This is a genomic window from Romboutsia sp. LXY-2 (assembly GCF_056171995.1).
In genome coordinates, this window is sequence record NZ_JBKFGI010000003.1 from 15,698 (window position 1) to 32,512 (window position 16,815).

The window sequence follows — 16,815 nt, forward strand, 5'->3', positions numbered from 1 at the left end:
ATATGTTTTGTTATTCCATTATATAGTAAAAAAAAATGAATTACAATAATTTTATACCCATAAAAATGGCCAATAACCTAGGTTTATTAGCTATTGGCAAATAAATATAATTATATATTATTGTAATTTTCTAGTGCTTTATCCCAGTTTATGACATTAAACCAATTATCTATATAGTCTACTCTTTTATTTTTATACTTTAAATAGTAAGCATGTTCCCATACATCAATTCCTATCATAGGTATTAAATTTACTGATATTGGAGTATCTTGATTAGCAGTGTTCATTATTGAAAGTTTACCATTCTTATCTGCCACGAGCCAAGTCCAGCCTGAACCAAAAACATCTAAAGCAGCTTTCTTAAATAAAGCCTCAAAATCGTCATAAGAACCAAAGTCTCTTTCAATTGATTTTAAAAGCTTACCACTAGGGTTAGTCTTTTTATCTGTCATTATATTAAAGAAGAAACCATGGTTATATGCACCTCCACCATTATTTTTAACCGTAAGTGCAATATCGCTAGGTAAAGATTGTAAATTAGTCAATAAATCTTCTAGACTTGAATAATATAATTCAGGATGCTTTAATATAGCTGCATTTAACTTATCAACATAAGCCTGATAATGCTTATCATGATGTAGTTTCATCGTTTCTTTATCTATGTAAGGCTCAAGCGCATCGTAAGCATAAGGTAAAGGTTCCACTTTAAACTTTGCTTCTGGAAGATTAGAACAAGCTAAGGATCCTATGCACTGTGCCATAATAAATAAAGAACTTAATAAACAAATAAATAATTTCTTTTTCATATAAAAATCACCTCAAAGTTATTATGCTACCTATATCAAAAAAATATTTGAAATTTCTTTAATAATATATCCATAACAAGTTAAAAAGGATATAATTATTAAAAATAGAATTAAATTTAGGATATAAATTTTACTTAATAAAATAGGTTAAAATATTAGCTTAAAATAGGAGAGATTATGAATGAATAATATAACTGAAAATACTGATTACAAAAACAAAGAATTTATTAGAAATTATATTGTGTTAAGCGCAATACTGTGCGCAGGGATGCTATTTGTCATAGAACAAGTTTTTTTAGCTGATTATTTGACTAAGACAATTAGCAAAATAATATTGTTTACACTAAGTCAGATAATTTTGATTAAGGGAGTTAAGAAGACATCTTTTAAAGAAGGATTAAATTTAAAATTTGTTGATAAAAAAACAATAGGAATGGGGATAGGTCTAGGGATAGTTGCTGGAGCAATATTAATAGGAGCATTTTTATTATTTAAGAAGTTGATTAACCTGGATGTTATTTTTTTAGAATTAGAAGCTAAGTCAAAGATTACAGCTGCAAACTATCTTCTTGTAACTACTTATTTCAGCTTTGGAAATTCATTTTTAGAAGAATTCTTTTTTAGAGGTTTTATATTTTTAAATCTATATAAGATGGGATATAAAAGGTTTGCATATATTTTTTCAGCAGGATTATTTAGTTTATACCATATAGGTATTTTTAGAGGTTGGTTTAGAATTGAAATATTTTTATTATGCTTGGTAGGATTATTCGTTACAGGAATAATATTTAATTATGTGGATACTAAATCTGAAAATTTTTTGAATTCATGGGCGATCCATATTATAGCAGATGTATCCATAGTAATAATAGGTTATATGTACCTGTTTTAGAATTAAAAGGGGTGGATTAGATGAATAAATCTAACGTTTATAGAGATAACAAGAATTTAAACTATTCAAAATTTAACTCAAAGATGACTGAATTTGTAAATGAGAATAATATTATTAGTAGTACTGATTATTTAGTTATAACGTCAATTAAAGAAAGGGCAACATATATATACGAAAAAAATGATAATGATTGGGAAATGAAATACAAATGGAGTAGTACTGTTGGAAAACCATCTACTCCAACAATAACAGGTGTATTTGCAACTGGTGAGAAATATCCAGCAATAATTGATGGTAGTGCACTTGCAAAATATGCAACACATATTACAGATGAGTATTATTATCACTCAGTAATATATAATTCAACTGAAGAATATGTAACTGATGACCGATTAGGTGAAGCAATTAGTCATGGATGTATTAGATTAGCCACTAGTAACGCAAAATGGATGTTTGAGAATATACCAACCAATACAACCATAGTAATCAAATAATATAATTTAAATTAAAAAAAATAATTATTTAGGAAAATGTATTTTTATTATTGAAATTGAAATTATACTAAACTACAATAAATTAATAAAAATAAATAAAATTACGAAATCTTATTAAGAGAGGTGGAGGGATAGGCCCTATGAAGCCCAGCAACCAGTATTTATTACATGGTGCTAAATCCTACTTATGAATTTCTCATAAGAAAGATAAGAGAGTAAGCTAAAATAAAAAGCCCTCTTTTATCGATTGATAATGATGGCTTTTATTTATTTTATAAAATAAAATGGGGGAAAATTATGGGGGATAGAAGATTAAAATTTGATACACTACAAGTACATGGTGGCCAAAGCCCAGATCCAACTACAGGTTCAAGAGCACTTCCAATTTATCAGACAACATCATATGTTTTCAATAGTGTAGAACATGGAGCAAATTTATTTTCACTTAAAGAAGATGGCAATATTTATACAAGAATTATGAATCCTACTACGGATGTATTAGAAAAAAGACTAGCTTTATTAGAGGGTGGAGTAGGTGCAGTAGCAGTGGCATCAGGCTCAGCGGCTATTACTTATGCTATATTAAATATTCTACAAGCAGGAGATGAGATAGTATCATCAAGCACATTATATGGAGGAACATTTAACTTATTTTCTACAACTTTACCAAGGCTAGGTATAAATACTACTTTTGTAGATTCTGATAACCCTGAAAATTTTAGGAAAGCAATAAATGAAAATACTAAAGCACTATATATAGAAACAATAGGAAATCCTGTAATAAATGTTTCTGATATTGAATCAATATCAAAAATTGCTCATGAAAATAACATACCTTTAATAGTTGATAATACATTTGGAACACCATATGTTGTTAGGCCTTTTGAGTTTGGAGCAGACATAGTAATACATTCGGCAACAAAGTTTATCGGGGGTCATGGAACCTCTATAGGTGGAGTTGTAGTTGACTCCGGTAATTTTGATTGGGAAAAAAGCCAAAAGTTTAGTGTATTAACAGAGCCAGATCCAAGTTATCATGGTATAAGTTACACAAAAAATGTAGGAAGGGCGGCTTACATAACTAAATTGAGAGTTCAGCTCCTTAGAGACACAGGAGCTTGTATAAGTCCATTTAATTCTTTCTTACTAATTCAAGGGCTAGAGACACTATCTTTACGAGTTGACAGACACATATATAATACAAAAAAGATTGTAGAATATTTATGTAATCATCCAAGTGTTAGCTGGGTGAATTATCCCGGATTAGAGGGAAACAAATATTATGAATTAAGCAAAAAATATTGCCCCAAGGGTCCAGGTTCAATTTTTACATTTGGAATTAAAGGAGGAATTGAAGCTGGGAAGATATTTATAGAGTCACTAAAGATTTTCTCACATCTTGCAAATGTGGCAGACGCAAAGTCTTTAGTTATACATCCAGCAAGTACAACGCATGCGCAGTTAAATGAAGAAGAACAACAATTAGCAGGAGTGAGTCCTGATATGATTAGAGTTTCTGTAGGTATAGAAGATTTAGATGACTTAATATATGATTTAGAACAGGCATTAAATGAGGCTAGTAAAGCTCTTTTATAAATAGACAATATAACTTGTTGATAATTATAAATACAACAAAAGGAAACTGAGAGAGATAAATTTCTCAGTTTCTTTTTATTGTGAAAAAATTTTAGTGTATTATATAATTTATATATTTAGTTAAAAAGGCAGTAATACGGTGGTTTTAAGGGATTATTTACCATAAATTATAAATGAAATATATGGCTTAATAATAGCTAAGAGTGTGGATATAGTTACTTTTGTGTAGTTATTAACAAACAAGTATAGTATAATAAAAATGAAATAATAGTAAAAAATGCAATTTAAGGGGGAATTATGTCTAATCTTATTAAGACGCTAGTTTCAATAATATTTTCATTAAGTATTGTATTAACATATACAAATATTTCTTATGCTCAACACAGTACTAATTTTAATAATATTACTATCAATGATGGTTTATCTCAATCTACTATTCAAGCTATTTACCAGGATAGCAAAGGATATATATGGTTGGGATCTAATGATGGTTTAAATAGATATAATGGGAGTAAAATAAAAATATTTAAGAGCGATGAAGAAAATAATAAAATATCAGATAATTATATTCTAAACATTATAGAAGATGATAAAAAAATCTATGGGTATCTACAGTCAACGGAATAACCAAAATTAATATTGATGATTGGAGCATAAGTACTTATTTTTCAGATAAGGACAAAGGTAATTTATCTAATGATTTTGTAAACACAACTTTAGTAACAAAAGATGGAAAAATACTTGTAGGTACAGCAGATGGATTAAATATTTATAATGAAAAAAAAGATAGTTTTGAAAGAGTATTAAATGACGATAATCATTTAACTAGCCAATATATTAAGTCTATTGCGCAAGACAATAACGGGAATATATGGATAGGAACAAAATCAGGTCTGAATAAAATTGATATTAAAAATAATAAAATAGAAAAATATTATATTGACCAGGAAGTATACTATATTTTATCAGACGAGTATGGTTATGTATGGGCATCTACTCGTGCGGATGGAGTAAAAAAAATTAATATTGATAATAATGATGTAGAACATTTTACTAATGAAAAAGATAATGAACATTCACTTCCATCAAACCATGTGAAAAATATGTATCAAGATAAAAATGGTAATATATGGTTAGGTACAGAACAAGGTTTATCAAAATATATTTATAAAGAAAATACATTTTATACATATAAAAACAAATCTTATGATCATAATAGTTTAGTTAATGATTTTGTATATACTGTTATAGAGGATAAAAGTGGATTGATATGGGCAGGAACTTATTCTGGAGTTAGTGTATTTGATCCCAATAACAATATAGAGCATTATAAAAATGATCCTTTTGATGATAATTCACTAAGTGACAATACAATTCATGGTATATATGAGGATGAAGAAGGCTTAGTTTGGGTTGGAACACAAAGTAATGGATTAAACATTATTGATAGAGCAAATAACGAAGTGAAGCGCATTTTTAAGGGTGATAGCGAATACGATTTAAGTAGTAATAAGATAAAGGTCATTACTGGAAAAGGCAATAAAATATGGGTAGGTACTAAAGAAGGCCTGAATGAAATAAATAAAGAAGACATGAGCATAAAGGTATATACTATCGAAGATAATCTTGCAGGACACAACATAAAAAGTTTATTATTTAGACAGCAAAGGATTTTTATGGATTGGAACTCCAGATGGCTTAAGTATACTAAATACAGAAGATAATACAATTATGAACCTATCATATTTATTTTCAAAACACAATATAAGCGATACATATATAGAAGACATTTATGAAGATAAAGAAGGTAATTATTGGATTGGTACTTTCTTAGGAGGAGGTCTAATTCGTATTGATGCTAAAGAGGGTAGCGTTAGAGTTTATAGTGGTGATGAATTGAATATGGAAAGTAATAGCAATATGAATTCTATAAGATGTATTACAGAAGATAAACGTGGTAATATTTGGGTAGGAACAAGCTATGGATTGGTAAAATTTAATAAAGGTACAAAAGATGTTATATCTTACACAAAAAATGATGGATTAAGTAATAACAACATTTATGGAGTATTAATAGATAACTGTGGTAATCTATGGATGAGTACTAATTATGGAATTTCAATGTTAGATATAGAGTCTAATACATTCATTAACCTTAATGTAAATGATGGCTTACAAAGTAATGAGTTTAATGGAAAAGCATATTTAAAAAGTGAAAGAGGAGAACTATTCTTTGGGGGTATAAATGGTTTAAATATTTTCAATCCTGATAAAATAAATAAAAAACAATATACTCCTAAGATAGTATTTGATAAATTTGAGGTTGAGCAAAAGTCATATAGTAATATTGATAACCTTAGTTTTAAATATAATGAGAATATGGTGAGGATAAAGTACTTCATACCAAATTATAGTTATGACAATGACTTTGTATATGAGTATAAGCTAGAGGGCTTAAGTAATGAGTGGGTAACTTTTAATAATAACGAAGTAATCTTTAGTAAACTAGACCCAGGGAGATATAATTTTAAAATAAGATATATTAACCAAATGGGCGATTTAAGTGAGGAAAGTAGTGTAATATTTACTATAGAGCCTCCTTTTTGGAAAAGTAGCTTTGCGATGATGATTTATATAGTACTATTAATAATTTTTGCTTATATAGTAAGAAATAGAGTGAAAACTCTTGATACACTTGTTAATATGAAGACTAAACAGCTAAGTAGCGAGATGGAAAAAAGCAACAAGTTGTTAAATCAAGTAATAAAACTTGAAAGAAATAAGAATAATTACTTTGTTAATTTATCTCATGAATTGCGTACACCTTTAAATGTTATTAGCTCTATAGAGCAGCTAGTTACAGAATTTAATAAATCAAAAAATGGAATCGATAAAGAAAAATTAGATTATTATATGATAATAATGAGAAAAAATACAAAAAGGTTATTGAACTTAATAAATAATATAATAGACACGAATAAAATTGAACATGGAAGCTACAAAATAAATATGGAACTAAATGATATTGTATATATTGTTGAAGAAGCTTCTTTAGGAATGAAAGATTATATTGAGTCTAAGGGAATAGAATTAATAATAGACACAGATATTGAAGAAAAACTATTATTGTGTGATTATGATGAGATAGAAAGATGTATTGTAAACCTAGTAAGTAATGCAGCAAAGTTCACACCTGATGGAGGAAAGATAGAAGTATTTATTAGTGATTTAGGTAAAAATGTAAAAATTACTGTTGAAGATAATGGGATAGGTATAGATGAAAAATTCCATAAGTCAATATTTGATAGATTTAATCAAGTGGTAGACTCCAGTACAGAAACTAAAGGTGGAAGTGGGCTAGGTCTTACAATTACTAAGCATATTATTGACCTACATAATGGTAAAATATTTGTTAATAGTAAGAAGAATGAAGGAAGTAAATTTACGATAATACTTCCAGCAGAAAAACAAAAATATTAATCCTATAAAATTTTATATAAAAATTAATATTTTATTAATAAGATAGAATTAAAGATATATGTTAAAGCAGGATAAAATAACTTTTATCCTGCTTTGTTTTATTAAATATATTATATTTTAATAAAACTTACTAAAACATAGTGACAATTTAAAGCATTACATGAATATTTGAGATATACCAATTGCTATAATTAAAATACCTGATACTATACCAGAGTATTGTCCACATAATTTAGAAAAATAGCTTCGTCCTATAGCACCGCCAATCCAAAATCCAAGGAATGTAACAATAAAAGTAAAGGTTGTATTTAAATAAATATTTATTCCTGCTATACTTGCTGCTACTCCAAGCCCAACGTTGTTAAGAGAAAGAGCTAATGATAAAGTTAAGCACTCCTTAAAATCTATATTACCAGAGTTATCTTTATCAGCCTTAATAGGATCATCTAAGATTTTACAGATTTCACAGTAAGTAGATTTTTTATCAAAACAGTCACAATATGATTGAGAAACGGATTTTTCTCTAAAATGTCCAACTACAAACCAAATTCCCATACAAATAAGCATAATACTACCTATGAGATTTGCGACCTGTATACTTATATAATCTGTAATTATAACCCCTAAATACATAGATAAGAATGTCCCAACAGAAGTTATAAAGGCAATTAATACTATAGATGGAAAGCTTAACTTAACTTTTTTTAGCCCATAAGAAATAGCTACAGCAAAAGTATCTAAGTTTGCTGAAATAGCAAGTAAAAGAGCTGATGCAATATTCATAGAAGTCCCCCCTAAGATGAATGAAATTAATACAGTATAATTTTATTTTATTGGGAAATAAGAAAAAGGTTACTAAATTGAATAAAAGTTTTGTTTTTGATTTGAAATTATAATGTAAAATACTTATCCATATATGTAAATATAGAACGTGAAATTCATATATTATAACAACTAGTTGATAAGAGTCCTTAATGTAGAGTATGCATAGAAGGTAATGAAGATAAGGCATAAGAATTCTATCAATAGTATAAAAAATAGTGGAGGAGAATTTATGATAGCAGGAGTGGATATGGTAGTTAAAGTTATAGTAGGCTTTGTTGTAGTGGTTACTACTTTATATTTATCCATTAAAGCTTTTGGGTATTTATACAATAAGAGATAGAAATTTGTTATTTGGCGGTACTTGCCGCCAAATAACTATATTAATAAAAATAGGTGTAGTCTAATTCATATATTAAAAATCTTTCATTAGAATCTTGAAGATACATCTCATTTAAAAATACCTCATCTGCTAATATAAATGATGTATTATTATCTAAATAATAAATATAATCTTCTGATGGGTAATATAGTATTAATTGGACTTTTCTAGGGTAATCTTCTAGAGAAGTTAGAATATTTTTTACTATTTTTCTAAATATTTGTATTGAAAAAGGATTGAAAAAGTAGAATTTATTTTCTTGTGGCTTTATTTTATAATCCTGGGCATAACAACATTGGAAGTTTATGTCAGTTGGGTTTGTTTTGTTATACGCTAGGTAATTTTCTTTATTGATTAAGCAATCTTTAAAATAGTCTTCATCCATCTCAACACCGGTAACTTTCGCTTTATAATAGTAGTTAAGATAGAAAATTAGCCTGCCCTTTCCACATCCAAAGTCGACAATGTTGTCATTACTTTCAACATTATAAAATTTGAATAAAATATCTAAGGCGAAATAATCTGTAGCCTGATATGGATGGTAGTGAGTTACGCTATTATCCCATAATTTCTCTCCGGTTGTTTTTATATTAAGTAAGTCTTCGTAGTATTGTTCGCTCATGAAGTTTCCTTTCTATTTTTGTTAACGACTATATTTAAGTAATTATAATATAAATTTTATAAAAATTAAAGACAAAGGTAGTAATGTATCATTAATTGTATTGTATATAGTTTTATAAATATATTGTAATTGAGTATTGAAAAGTATTTCATAACTAATAAAAAAAACTAAATGGGGGAAAACTTTGATTATAAGATTTGGACAATAATTAGGAGGCAATAAAATGGCGGAAAAAAGTAAGAAAAGGTTTATTATACCACACACATTAACTATTATATTTTTACTTATTGTAGTAATGGCAATTCTTACTTGGATAATACCTAGTGGAGAATTCTTAAGGCAAGATATTGAAGGTAGAATGGTAGTTGTGCCAGGTACATATAAAACTGTAGCTAGCAACCCGCAAGGATTCATTGATGTCTTTAGAGCACCAATTGATGGACTAGTAGATGCGGCAGAAGTAGTAGGATTTGTACTTATTGTTGGTGGAGCTTTTGGTATAGTAAATAGAACTGGAGCTATAGAATCAGGAATAGGAGCTGTTATTTCGATTTTTAAAGGTAAAGACTTATTAATTATTCCTATATCTATGATATTATTTGGACTTGGAGGGACAACATTTGGAATGGCAGAGGAGACACTTCCATTTTATATGATATTTGTACCTTTAATGACATCTTTAGGCTATGATTCACTTACTGCAATTGCTATTGTTTTTATAGGAGCAGCAGCAGGAGCAGCAGCAGGAGCAGCAGCATCAACTATTAACCCATTTTCTGTAGGAATTGCTCAAGCTTTAGCACAACTTACTCCAGGATCTGGTATATCATACAGAGTATTAATGTTTGCAGTTTTTATGATAATAAGTATAGGTTTTGTGATGTACTATGCAAGAAGTATTAAAGTAGATCCTAAAAAATCTATTGTATATGATATAGATAAAGAGAATAAAGAAAAATTAAATACAACATCTTCTCAAATAAAAAAATTCACATCGAAAGAAGCTGGTGTAATAATTATATTTGCAGCAGGTATGGGAATAATGGTATTTGGAGTACTAACAAAAGGATGGTATATTCCCGAAATAGCAATGAGCTTTGCTGCAATAGGAGTTCTTTCTGGTTTGGCAGGCAGATTAAGACAAGATGAAATAGCAAATGCATTTATTGAAGGTGCAGGAGATTTAGTATCAGCGGCATTAGCAATAGCTCTTGCTCGTGGTATAGTAATAGTAGCTCAAAATGGATTTATTATAGATACAATTTTAAACTCAGCAGCTGATTTTTTAGGAAGACTACCTAAAATTATATTTGCATACTTAACATTCTTCTTAGAGTTAGGTTTAGCGTTCTTAATACCATCATCATCAGGACTTGCATCACTTACAGTACCAGTACTTGCACCTTTAGGTGATTTAGTAAATATATCTGCACAAGTAATTGTTACTGCTTATCAGTTTGGAGTTGGATTAACAAATTTTATTACTCCAACATCAGGTGTTTTAATGGGAGCCTTGGCTGTCGCAAATATACCATTTTCAAAATGGATTAAATTTGTTATGCCTCTTCTAATAATATTAATAGTAACAGCGATAATTTTCTTAACAATAGGGATTTATATAGGATTTTAAATTAGAAATTTATAAATAACTATTTTTAGCTTATATTAACCTTTGTAGAAAGGTAGTATGAGTTACTATTTTCATAAATATTAATTAAGAAATTTAATGAGCTGTAGTTAATGATTTATAAAGTTATTGACTACAGCTCTTAAAACGCAAAAATAATACTTGAATTTTGATAAGTATTTGGTGAAATTATGTAGTAAAATAAGTTTTAATGTGAAATGTATATGAAGTATTAGTATAATCAGTTTACTATTAATATAAATAAGTGTTAGAATATTAATAATAAGTAGTAATTTCACATAAAGTTATAGGAGAGTTTAGAATGGGTCTTAAAGAATTTGACTTTATAGATGAATCAATAGAAATGTTGAAATCTATGAGTCCGACACTAGAGTTAATTGCAGATGAAATAGAAGAGTATTTTGAGGATGCATTAATATTTAGAAATCAAGAGTTTATAAATGTAACTTCTAGAGTAAAGGATGAATCAAGTTTAAGAGAAAAAATAATTAGAAATAGATATTTAAATAAGTATAGTGAAGCGCAAAAGCTTATTCATAATTTATCGGATTTAATAGGTATAAGGATAGAATGTAGATTTATAGAAGATGAAAAAAATATCTACAGGTTAATAAAAAAACACTTTAATAAGACAGATGATAGAATATATTACTATCACAAAGATAATCCAAATATTAAATTAAAGTTGTCTGATAGACAACCTAATAGACAGAAAAATGGATTTGAAATCTATAGGATTGATGGAAAGTTTTTATATTTAGATAGACAAGTTAAACTTGAATTACAAATAAAATCACTTGTTAATATTTTTTGGAGCGAAATTGAGCACAAAATAATTTACAAAAATAATACTTATTTGTTGGCTGATGGTTTTCTAAGAGATATGATGAGTTCAATTAAAAATAATTTAACTATGATTGATAATCAACTATTAAGTATTTATAAGAACTTTAAAACAGGGAAAATGGTAAATTCTGAAAGTAGAAAAAGAGAAATAGAAAAGGTTTTAGCTAAATTGGCTCATGATGCTTTTTCTGCTAAAATGAAAGAAAATATAGGTTTTGTAGTAGATTTTAAAAAACCATGTGAAACAATATTAAGTTATTCTTTTAATAAAAAAGAGAGTAGTGAAGATATTTTTGGTGACATTATGATTGAAGAGCTTTCAAGATTAAATGATATAGCAAAAAAGGATATTGATTTTACTGAATTAATAAAGTTTGAGGAAGAGCCAGAATTTAATGATATATTTTGCAAAAACTTAGGAAAGTATATAAGTAGTAAATTAAATACAGAATTTCCTTGGAATCTATTCTTCAAGATTTTATTTGAAATAGAACCATATAATAATAAACAGGATTTTGAAAACTTTATTGTTTTTATAAGAGAAAAAGTTATGTCATTTGAAAGTCAAGGAAATCTTATGAAAGTGTTTGGTAAAAAAGGAGATTTGATAATCCTTGATATATATAATACTATTGCAGAAGCAATAATCGAAGCAGATACAGTAGAAACAATGTATGATTATAATTTAGAGAGTATTAACTTTATTGCAAATGAAACCTCTATAGATATTTGTAGAGAATACGATATATATAGTGATTATGAAGATAATAAAGAAAAAGCGATGAATAAATTAAGAACTAAGATTTTACAGATTTTTGAGTAATTTTATTACCTTAAATCATATTATATATTAGAAGTATTTAGTGGAGGCGAGTTTATGAGTTTGCTTAAGTACGATTCATGGGCTGTACTGATTAAAGATATTAATAACCAGTATAAACTAATTGAATTTTTAAAAAGCAAAGATTACAATGTTGTAGGAATCAATAAAATGGTTGGAACTGTAAATGGAATAGAAGTTTACGAAAGTTTAAAAGATGTTCCTCATAATATAGATGTAGTAGGTATTGTTGAAGATTCAATAGATACCTATGCAGTATTAGATGAAATGGAGCTTCTTGATATCGTTAATATATGGTTCGAAAAAGATAGTTACAATGAAGAAGTTATTAGAAAATCTAAAGCTATGAAATTAAATATTGAATATAATTCAAAATTAGAAGATTAAATATAAAAGGAAATCCAATGGATTTCCTTTTATATTTAAGTAAAATCTATTTATTACACTCAATAATTTACAATACAAACTTTTTTTCTACAAATATATATAAAATTAGTATATAATACTAATATAGACAATACTAGGGTATGGTAATTATATAAATATTTATAAGGATTAAATTAATGTTTTAAAAGAGTTGTTTTATTGGCAATGAGGGGGATATGTAGTTTTATGAAAGTAGCTAAAAAAGTCGAAGAGGATGTCGAAAATGATTAATAAGTATGGAAGAAATATTAATTATCTTCGTATTTCACTTACTGACAAATGTAATCTTAAGTGCGTTTATTGCATGCCAGAGGATTCAAAACGAGACATACATTATGAAAATTTAAGTCTGAATGACTTTAAATTCATTATAAAATCAATGTCTGAATTAGGAATAACAAAAGTTAGGTTTACGGGTGGGGAGCCATTATTATACCCGGAACTACTTGAGTTAATAAGATTTACTAGAGAAGAGTGTAATATTGAAGATATTGGATTAACAACTAATGGGATAATGCTATATGAAATAGCAGATAAACTTAAGGCAGTAGGTTTGAATAAAGTTAATATTAGTTTAGACTCATTAAAGGAATATAAGTATAAAAGTATAACAAGAGGTGGATTATTAAAGAATGTTTTAAAGTCTATTGAATTATGCTTGAAGCTTAAATTTGATGTGAAAATTAATTGTGTTGGAATCGATGGCTTTAATGATGATGAGATCTATGATTTTATTATGATGACAAAATACTATCCAATCCATATTAGATTTATTGAACTTGTGCCAACAGGCGAGGCAAAATACTTGTACAAAAGAAGTTACTTAAATATGGATGAAATAATTAAAAAAATAGAAGATATTATTCCTGTTGAGGTAGATAAGCCTAATATGGGTAAATACTACAAATTATTAGGAGCTAAAGGGAAAATATCTGTAATTTCACCAAAGAGTACTTGTTTTTGCAAAGTGTGTAATAGCATAAGTTTTAATTCTCTTGGAAAAGTAAGATTATGTAAATACTCTGAAGAATCAATCAATATGAGAGAATATATGCAAAAACCGCTAATGTTTAGGGAAACAATGAAAGAAATAATGTTAAATATGCCGGGGGGAGAAATAGTATGTGTAAAGTAGTATCTCTTAATACAAGTAAAGAAAAAGGGGTAGTAAAAGTACCCGTTGAAAGTATAAATGTAAGAATAGATCATGGAATTGTTGGTGATGCTCACGCAGGCAATTGGCATCGTCAAATAAGCATTTTAGCTAAAGAAAGTATTGATAAAATGATAGCAAAAGGCTTCGATCACCTAAAGTTTGGGGATTTCGCAGAAAATATAACTACTGAAGGTATTGAATTATTTACTTTACCTATAGGAACTAGACTTAAAGTAGGAGAATGTATACTTGAAGTAACTCAAATAGGGAAAAAATGTCACAGTGGATGTCAAATAAAGACAATCACAGGTGATTGTGTAATGCCAAGAGAAGGTATATTTGCAAAAGTAATTAAAGAGGGAACTATTTTGGTAAATGATGATGTAAGTATATTATAATATTTATATGCTAAGTAATTCACGAGCAATTGATTGGTAGTTTTTATTTACATATCTAAGTTATATGATTTTTACAAGACTTTTAGGTATGTTTTCTAAACTTAACGCTATCATATGTTGAAATAATATTAAAACCACAGAAGTATTTTCTGTGGTTTTAATATTATTTTAATATATCTATTCTCATTCCACTAACTTGGCCATTAGATTCTGTACCGTCATAGTACACCTCAACCTTTTGACCTTTACGTAAGTCTTTTATCATGAGCAACGTATCTTCGCTTTCATAAAATATATTTGTACTTGCATGAACATGAACATTTATACTTGCATATGCAGCACCATCTTTCTTGTCTCCTGAAACTTTAATAATAACATCATTACTTTCTCTATAAGTCTCTATTTCCTCTATAACACCTGTTACTGCAAGCTTTTCAGATGCCATTTGTGATACACCAGCATGCTCTTCGTTAATACTTACTTTATTCACATTATTGTTATTAAAAATTATAACCCCACATACTACTAAAGATCCAGCTACTACACTTCCTATTAATTTATTATTCATTTTCACAATTATTCCACTTTCTTGTTTTTTACTTTTTATTTGTATTTGATTATATATTCTTGTTCTTCTTTCATCATATAACTCTACATTATCTATAGCTCTTTTTATATCTCTGTTATTCATTTATATCACCTTCCAAATTTACTTTCAATATTTTCCTAGCTCTGCTTAGATTCGTACGAACGGTAGATGCATTCATGTTTAAGATACTCGCTATTTCGTCTGTATTGTACCCCTCATAGTAATACAGGTAGATTACATCCTTGTATTTATTAGATAAACTTTGTATCTCTTGTAGCATATTATCTTCATTTTCATTATAAGGAGATTCGGGAATAATATCTAAATAAATTATCTTTTTAAACCATGAACTTTTTAATATATTTTTACATATATTCGTTGTAGTTTTTATAAACCACCTTTTAGCATGTTCTTTACTTTCAAAATTAGGTAAATACTTTAAGTATTTCAAAAAAACATCCTGAGTTGCTTCTTCAGCATCATATGGCTTCTTTAGATACAGTAAGCTAATTTTATAAATTGTATCTATATGCTCGTTGTATATATCTTCAAAATTATGCATCTGCTAACCCTCCTATATATTAATACAATCAAGGATCCTATTTTGTTGCATCGGTGTCGTTTTATTTTTTACTACCACATTAACTACAATCTTTGGATTAAATTCACTAAGTAATTTACATTAAGCTAAGAATTAATTAAGAGTGAAAATTTATTTACAAGTCTAAGCTATAAATTAAAAAAACAACTAAACTACGTATTAAATAACACTAAATTATAGATATAGCAAATTTATAGTTATATGATTTAAACGAGGTTTTTTTCGTGTATATATATATTTTTTAGATTAACATTTATAAATGTTAAATATTAAGAAAACCACAGAAATATATTCTGTGGTTTTACGTGTTATTTTTTCATGCAATCAATCATAAGATTTTGTATTTTATCGCTAAGACATATTGATTTAATCTTTGGATTCTCAATATGATCGTATATTGGACTTAAAAATTCAACTTCAACATCTGTAGAATTTATTTTACCAATAGGCTGATAACCTTCATAAGTATTTCGAGAATTTTTTATTACAATAGGAACAATAGGACATTTTGCTTTATAAGCAATCTTTAGCGCACCACTTTTAAATTCAGAAATTAATGCATTTGGGTCTTTTACCCAAGTTAAATCACCTTCTGGGAAAATAGCCATACTTTGTCCAGCTTTTATATTATCAGCAGATTTATTTATACTCTTAATTCCTTCTCTATTGTTTTCTCTATTAATGTAAACACAGTTTATTATTTGCGTCCACTTATTAACGATAGGCATATTTCTCCATATTGGTTCATCTGCTATAACACACCCTATAGGTCTATCTACAGATGCAAAGAGTATAAAACTATCTAGCATACTTGAATGGTTTACAACAAATAAAACAGGTTCATTAGGAATTCTTTCTTTTCCTTCTATATTCAAATTAATATTAACTATATTTAATGATTTATTAGCGTGCTTATGTAAATATTCAAATTTTTGAGTGTTTGAGTATTTATCAGGATTCTTCAACATTTTATTCATCAAGGGTATTGATGATGTAAAACCTATTATTTGATAGGTTGCAAATTTTATATAGTTCAGCATCTTTATCTCCTCTAATAACAATAGTATTTAAATAATTATTTTATCATAAAATGAAAAAAAACACAAAGTAGGGTAAAAGTAATGGATTATCATATTGTCATAATCGCTAGGAGTAAAAGAATATATATTAAGTAGATACATTGCAAATATTAAATAGATTTTCATAATTATATTCA

Annotated in this window: 17 protein-coding genes and 1 riboswitch; of the genes, 11 read left to right on the forward strand and 6 right to left on the reverse strand. The window is 27.6% G+C overall.

Annotated features, from left to right (window positions below):
* Positions 1-110: 110 nt before the first annotated feature.
* Complete coding sequence (locus tag ACI48P_RS05730) at positions 111-806, reverse strand: superoxide dismutase (protein WP_475214419.1); 696 nt, start codon at positions 804-806, stop codon at positions 111-113.
* A gap of 181 nt (positions 807-987) precedes the next feature.
* Here ACI48P_RS05730 and ACI48P_RS05735 point away from each other — a divergent pair, with 181 nt between their 5' ends.
* The 6 genes from ACI48P_RS05735 (at position 988) to ACI48P_RS05760 (ending at position 7,268) form a co-directional block, all read left to right on the forward strand.
* On the forward strand, positions 988-1,698 hold the full coding sequence (locus ACI48P_RS05735; protein WP_475214421.1) for a CPBP family intramembrane glutamic endopeptidase: 711 nt from the start codon (positions 988-990) through the stop codon (positions 1,696-1,698).
* A 20-nt stretch (positions 1,699-1,718) separates the two neighbouring features.
* On the forward strand, positions 1,719-2,192 hold the full coding sequence (locus ACI48P_RS05740; protein ID WP_475214424.1) for a L,D-transpeptidase: 474 nt from the start codon (positions 1,719-1,721) through the stop codon (positions 2,190-2,192).
* Positions 2,193-2,300: 108 nt separating this feature from the next.
* A riboswitch (SAM riboswitch) is annotated at positions 2,301-2,406 on the forward strand.
* 83 nt (positions 2,407-2,489) lie between these two features.
* Entirely contained in the window at positions 2,490-3,788 is a 1,299-nt protein-coding gene (locus ACI48P_RS05745) for an O-acetylhomoserine aminocarboxypropyltransferase/cysteine synthase family protein (protein WP_475214426.1), read from the forward strand.
* A gap of 297 nt (positions 3,789-4,085) precedes the next feature.
* A complete protein-coding gene (locus ACI48P_RS05750) occupies positions 4,086-4,415 on the forward strand; it encodes a two-component regulator propeller domain-containing protein (protein ID WP_475214428.1) in 330 nt (109 codons plus the stop codon).
* Positions 4,416-4,891: 476 nt separating this feature from the next.
* On the forward strand, positions 4,892-5,512 hold the full coding sequence (locus ACI48P_RS05755) for a ligand-binding sensor domain-containing protein (RefSeq protein ID WP_475214430.1): 621 nt from the start codon (positions 4,892-4,894) through the stop codon (positions 5,510-5,512).
* A gap of 7 nt (positions 5,513-5,519) precedes the next feature.
* Positions 5,520-7,268, forward strand: a complete 1,749-nt coding sequence (locus ACI48P_RS05760; protein ID WP_475214432.1) for a sensor histidine kinase — start codon at positions 5,520-5,522, stop codon at positions 7,266-7,268.
* A gap of 156 nt (positions 7,269-7,424) precedes the next feature.
* Here ACI48P_RS05760 and ytaF read toward each other — a convergent pair whose 3' ends face one another.
* Together ytaF and ACI48P_RS05770 are read right to left on the reverse strand one after the other, a co-directional pair.
* The gene (gene ytaF / locus ACI48P_RS05765) at positions 7,425-8,051 is read right to left on the reverse strand and encodes a sporulation membrane protein YtaF (RefSeq protein WP_475214434.1); all 627 of its coding nucleotides are present in this window, start codon (positions 8,049-8,051) and stop codon (positions 7,425-7,427) included.
* Positions 8,052-8,473: 422 nt separating this feature from the next.
* Positions 8,474-9,094 (reverse strand): class I SAM-dependent methyltransferase, encoded by a 621-nt coding sequence (locus ACI48P_RS05770; protein WP_475214436.1) that lies wholly within the window; start codon positions 9,092-9,094, stop codon positions 8,474-8,476.
* A gap of 223 nt (positions 9,095-9,317) precedes the next feature.
* Here ACI48P_RS05770 and ACI48P_RS05775 point away from each other — a divergent pair, with 223 nt between their 5' ends.
* The 5 genes from ACI48P_RS05775 (at position 9,318) to ACI48P_RS05795 (ending at position 14,409) form a co-directional block, all read left to right on the forward strand.
* On the forward strand, positions 9,318-10,724 hold the full coding sequence (locus ACI48P_RS05775; protein WP_475214439.1) for a YfcC family protein: 1,407 nt from the start codon (positions 9,318-9,320) through the stop codon (positions 10,722-10,724).
* Positions 10,725-11,043: 319 nt separating this feature from the next.
* Positions 11,044-12,411, forward strand: coding sequence for a GTP pyrophosphokinase (locus tag ACI48P_RS05780; protein ID WP_475214441.1), 1,368 nt, complete (start codon positions 11,044-11,046; stop codon positions 12,409-12,411).
* A 54-nt stretch (positions 12,412-12,465) separates the two neighbouring features.
* A complete protein-coding gene (locus ACI48P_RS05785; RefSeq protein WP_475214443.1) occupies positions 12,466-12,816 on the forward strand; it encodes a CoA-binding protein in 351 nt (116 codons plus the stop codon).
* Between the two features lie 262 nt (positions 12,817-13,078).
* Positions 13,079-13,990, forward strand: coding sequence for a GTP 3',8-cyclase MoaA (gene moaA / locus ACI48P_RS05790; RefSeq protein WP_475214445.1), 912 nt, complete (start codon positions 13,079-13,081; stop codon positions 13,988-13,990).
* Complete coding sequence (locus ACI48P_RS05795) at positions 13,978-14,409, forward strand: MOSC domain-containing protein (RefSeq protein WP_475214447.1); 432 nt, start codon at positions 13,978-13,980, stop codon at positions 14,407-14,409. Before moaA ends, ACI48P_RS05795 begins: the two co-directional genes overlap by 13 nt.
* A gap of 163 nt (positions 14,410-14,572) precedes the next feature.
* Here ACI48P_RS05795 and ACI48P_RS05800 read toward each other — a convergent pair whose 3' ends face one another.
* The 3 genes from ACI48P_RS05800 to ACI48P_RS05810 all read right to left on the reverse strand — a co-directional run bounded on the left by ACI48P_RS05800 (position 14,573) and on the right by ACI48P_RS05810 (position 16,639).
* Positions 14,573-15,100, reverse strand: a complete 528-nt coding sequence (locus ACI48P_RS05800; protein ID WP_475214449.1) for a hypothetical protein — start codon at positions 15,098-15,100, stop codon at positions 14,573-14,575.
* Positions 15,093-15,560: an RNA polymerase sigma factor gene (locus tag ACI48P_RS05805; RefSeq protein WP_475214451.1), complete on the reverse strand. Its 468-nt coding sequence runs from the start codon at positions 15,558-15,560 to the stop codon at positions 15,093-15,095. Before ACI48P_RS05805 ends, ACI48P_RS05800 begins: the two co-directional genes overlap by 8 nt.
* Before the next feature lie 347 nt (positions 15,561-15,907).
* Positions 15,908-16,639, reverse strand: a complete 732-nt coding sequence (locus ACI48P_RS05810) for a lysophospholipid acyltransferase family protein (protein WP_475214453.1) — start codon at positions 16,637-16,639, stop codon at positions 15,908-15,910.
* Between the last annotated feature and the right edge of the window lie 176 nt (positions 16,640-16,815).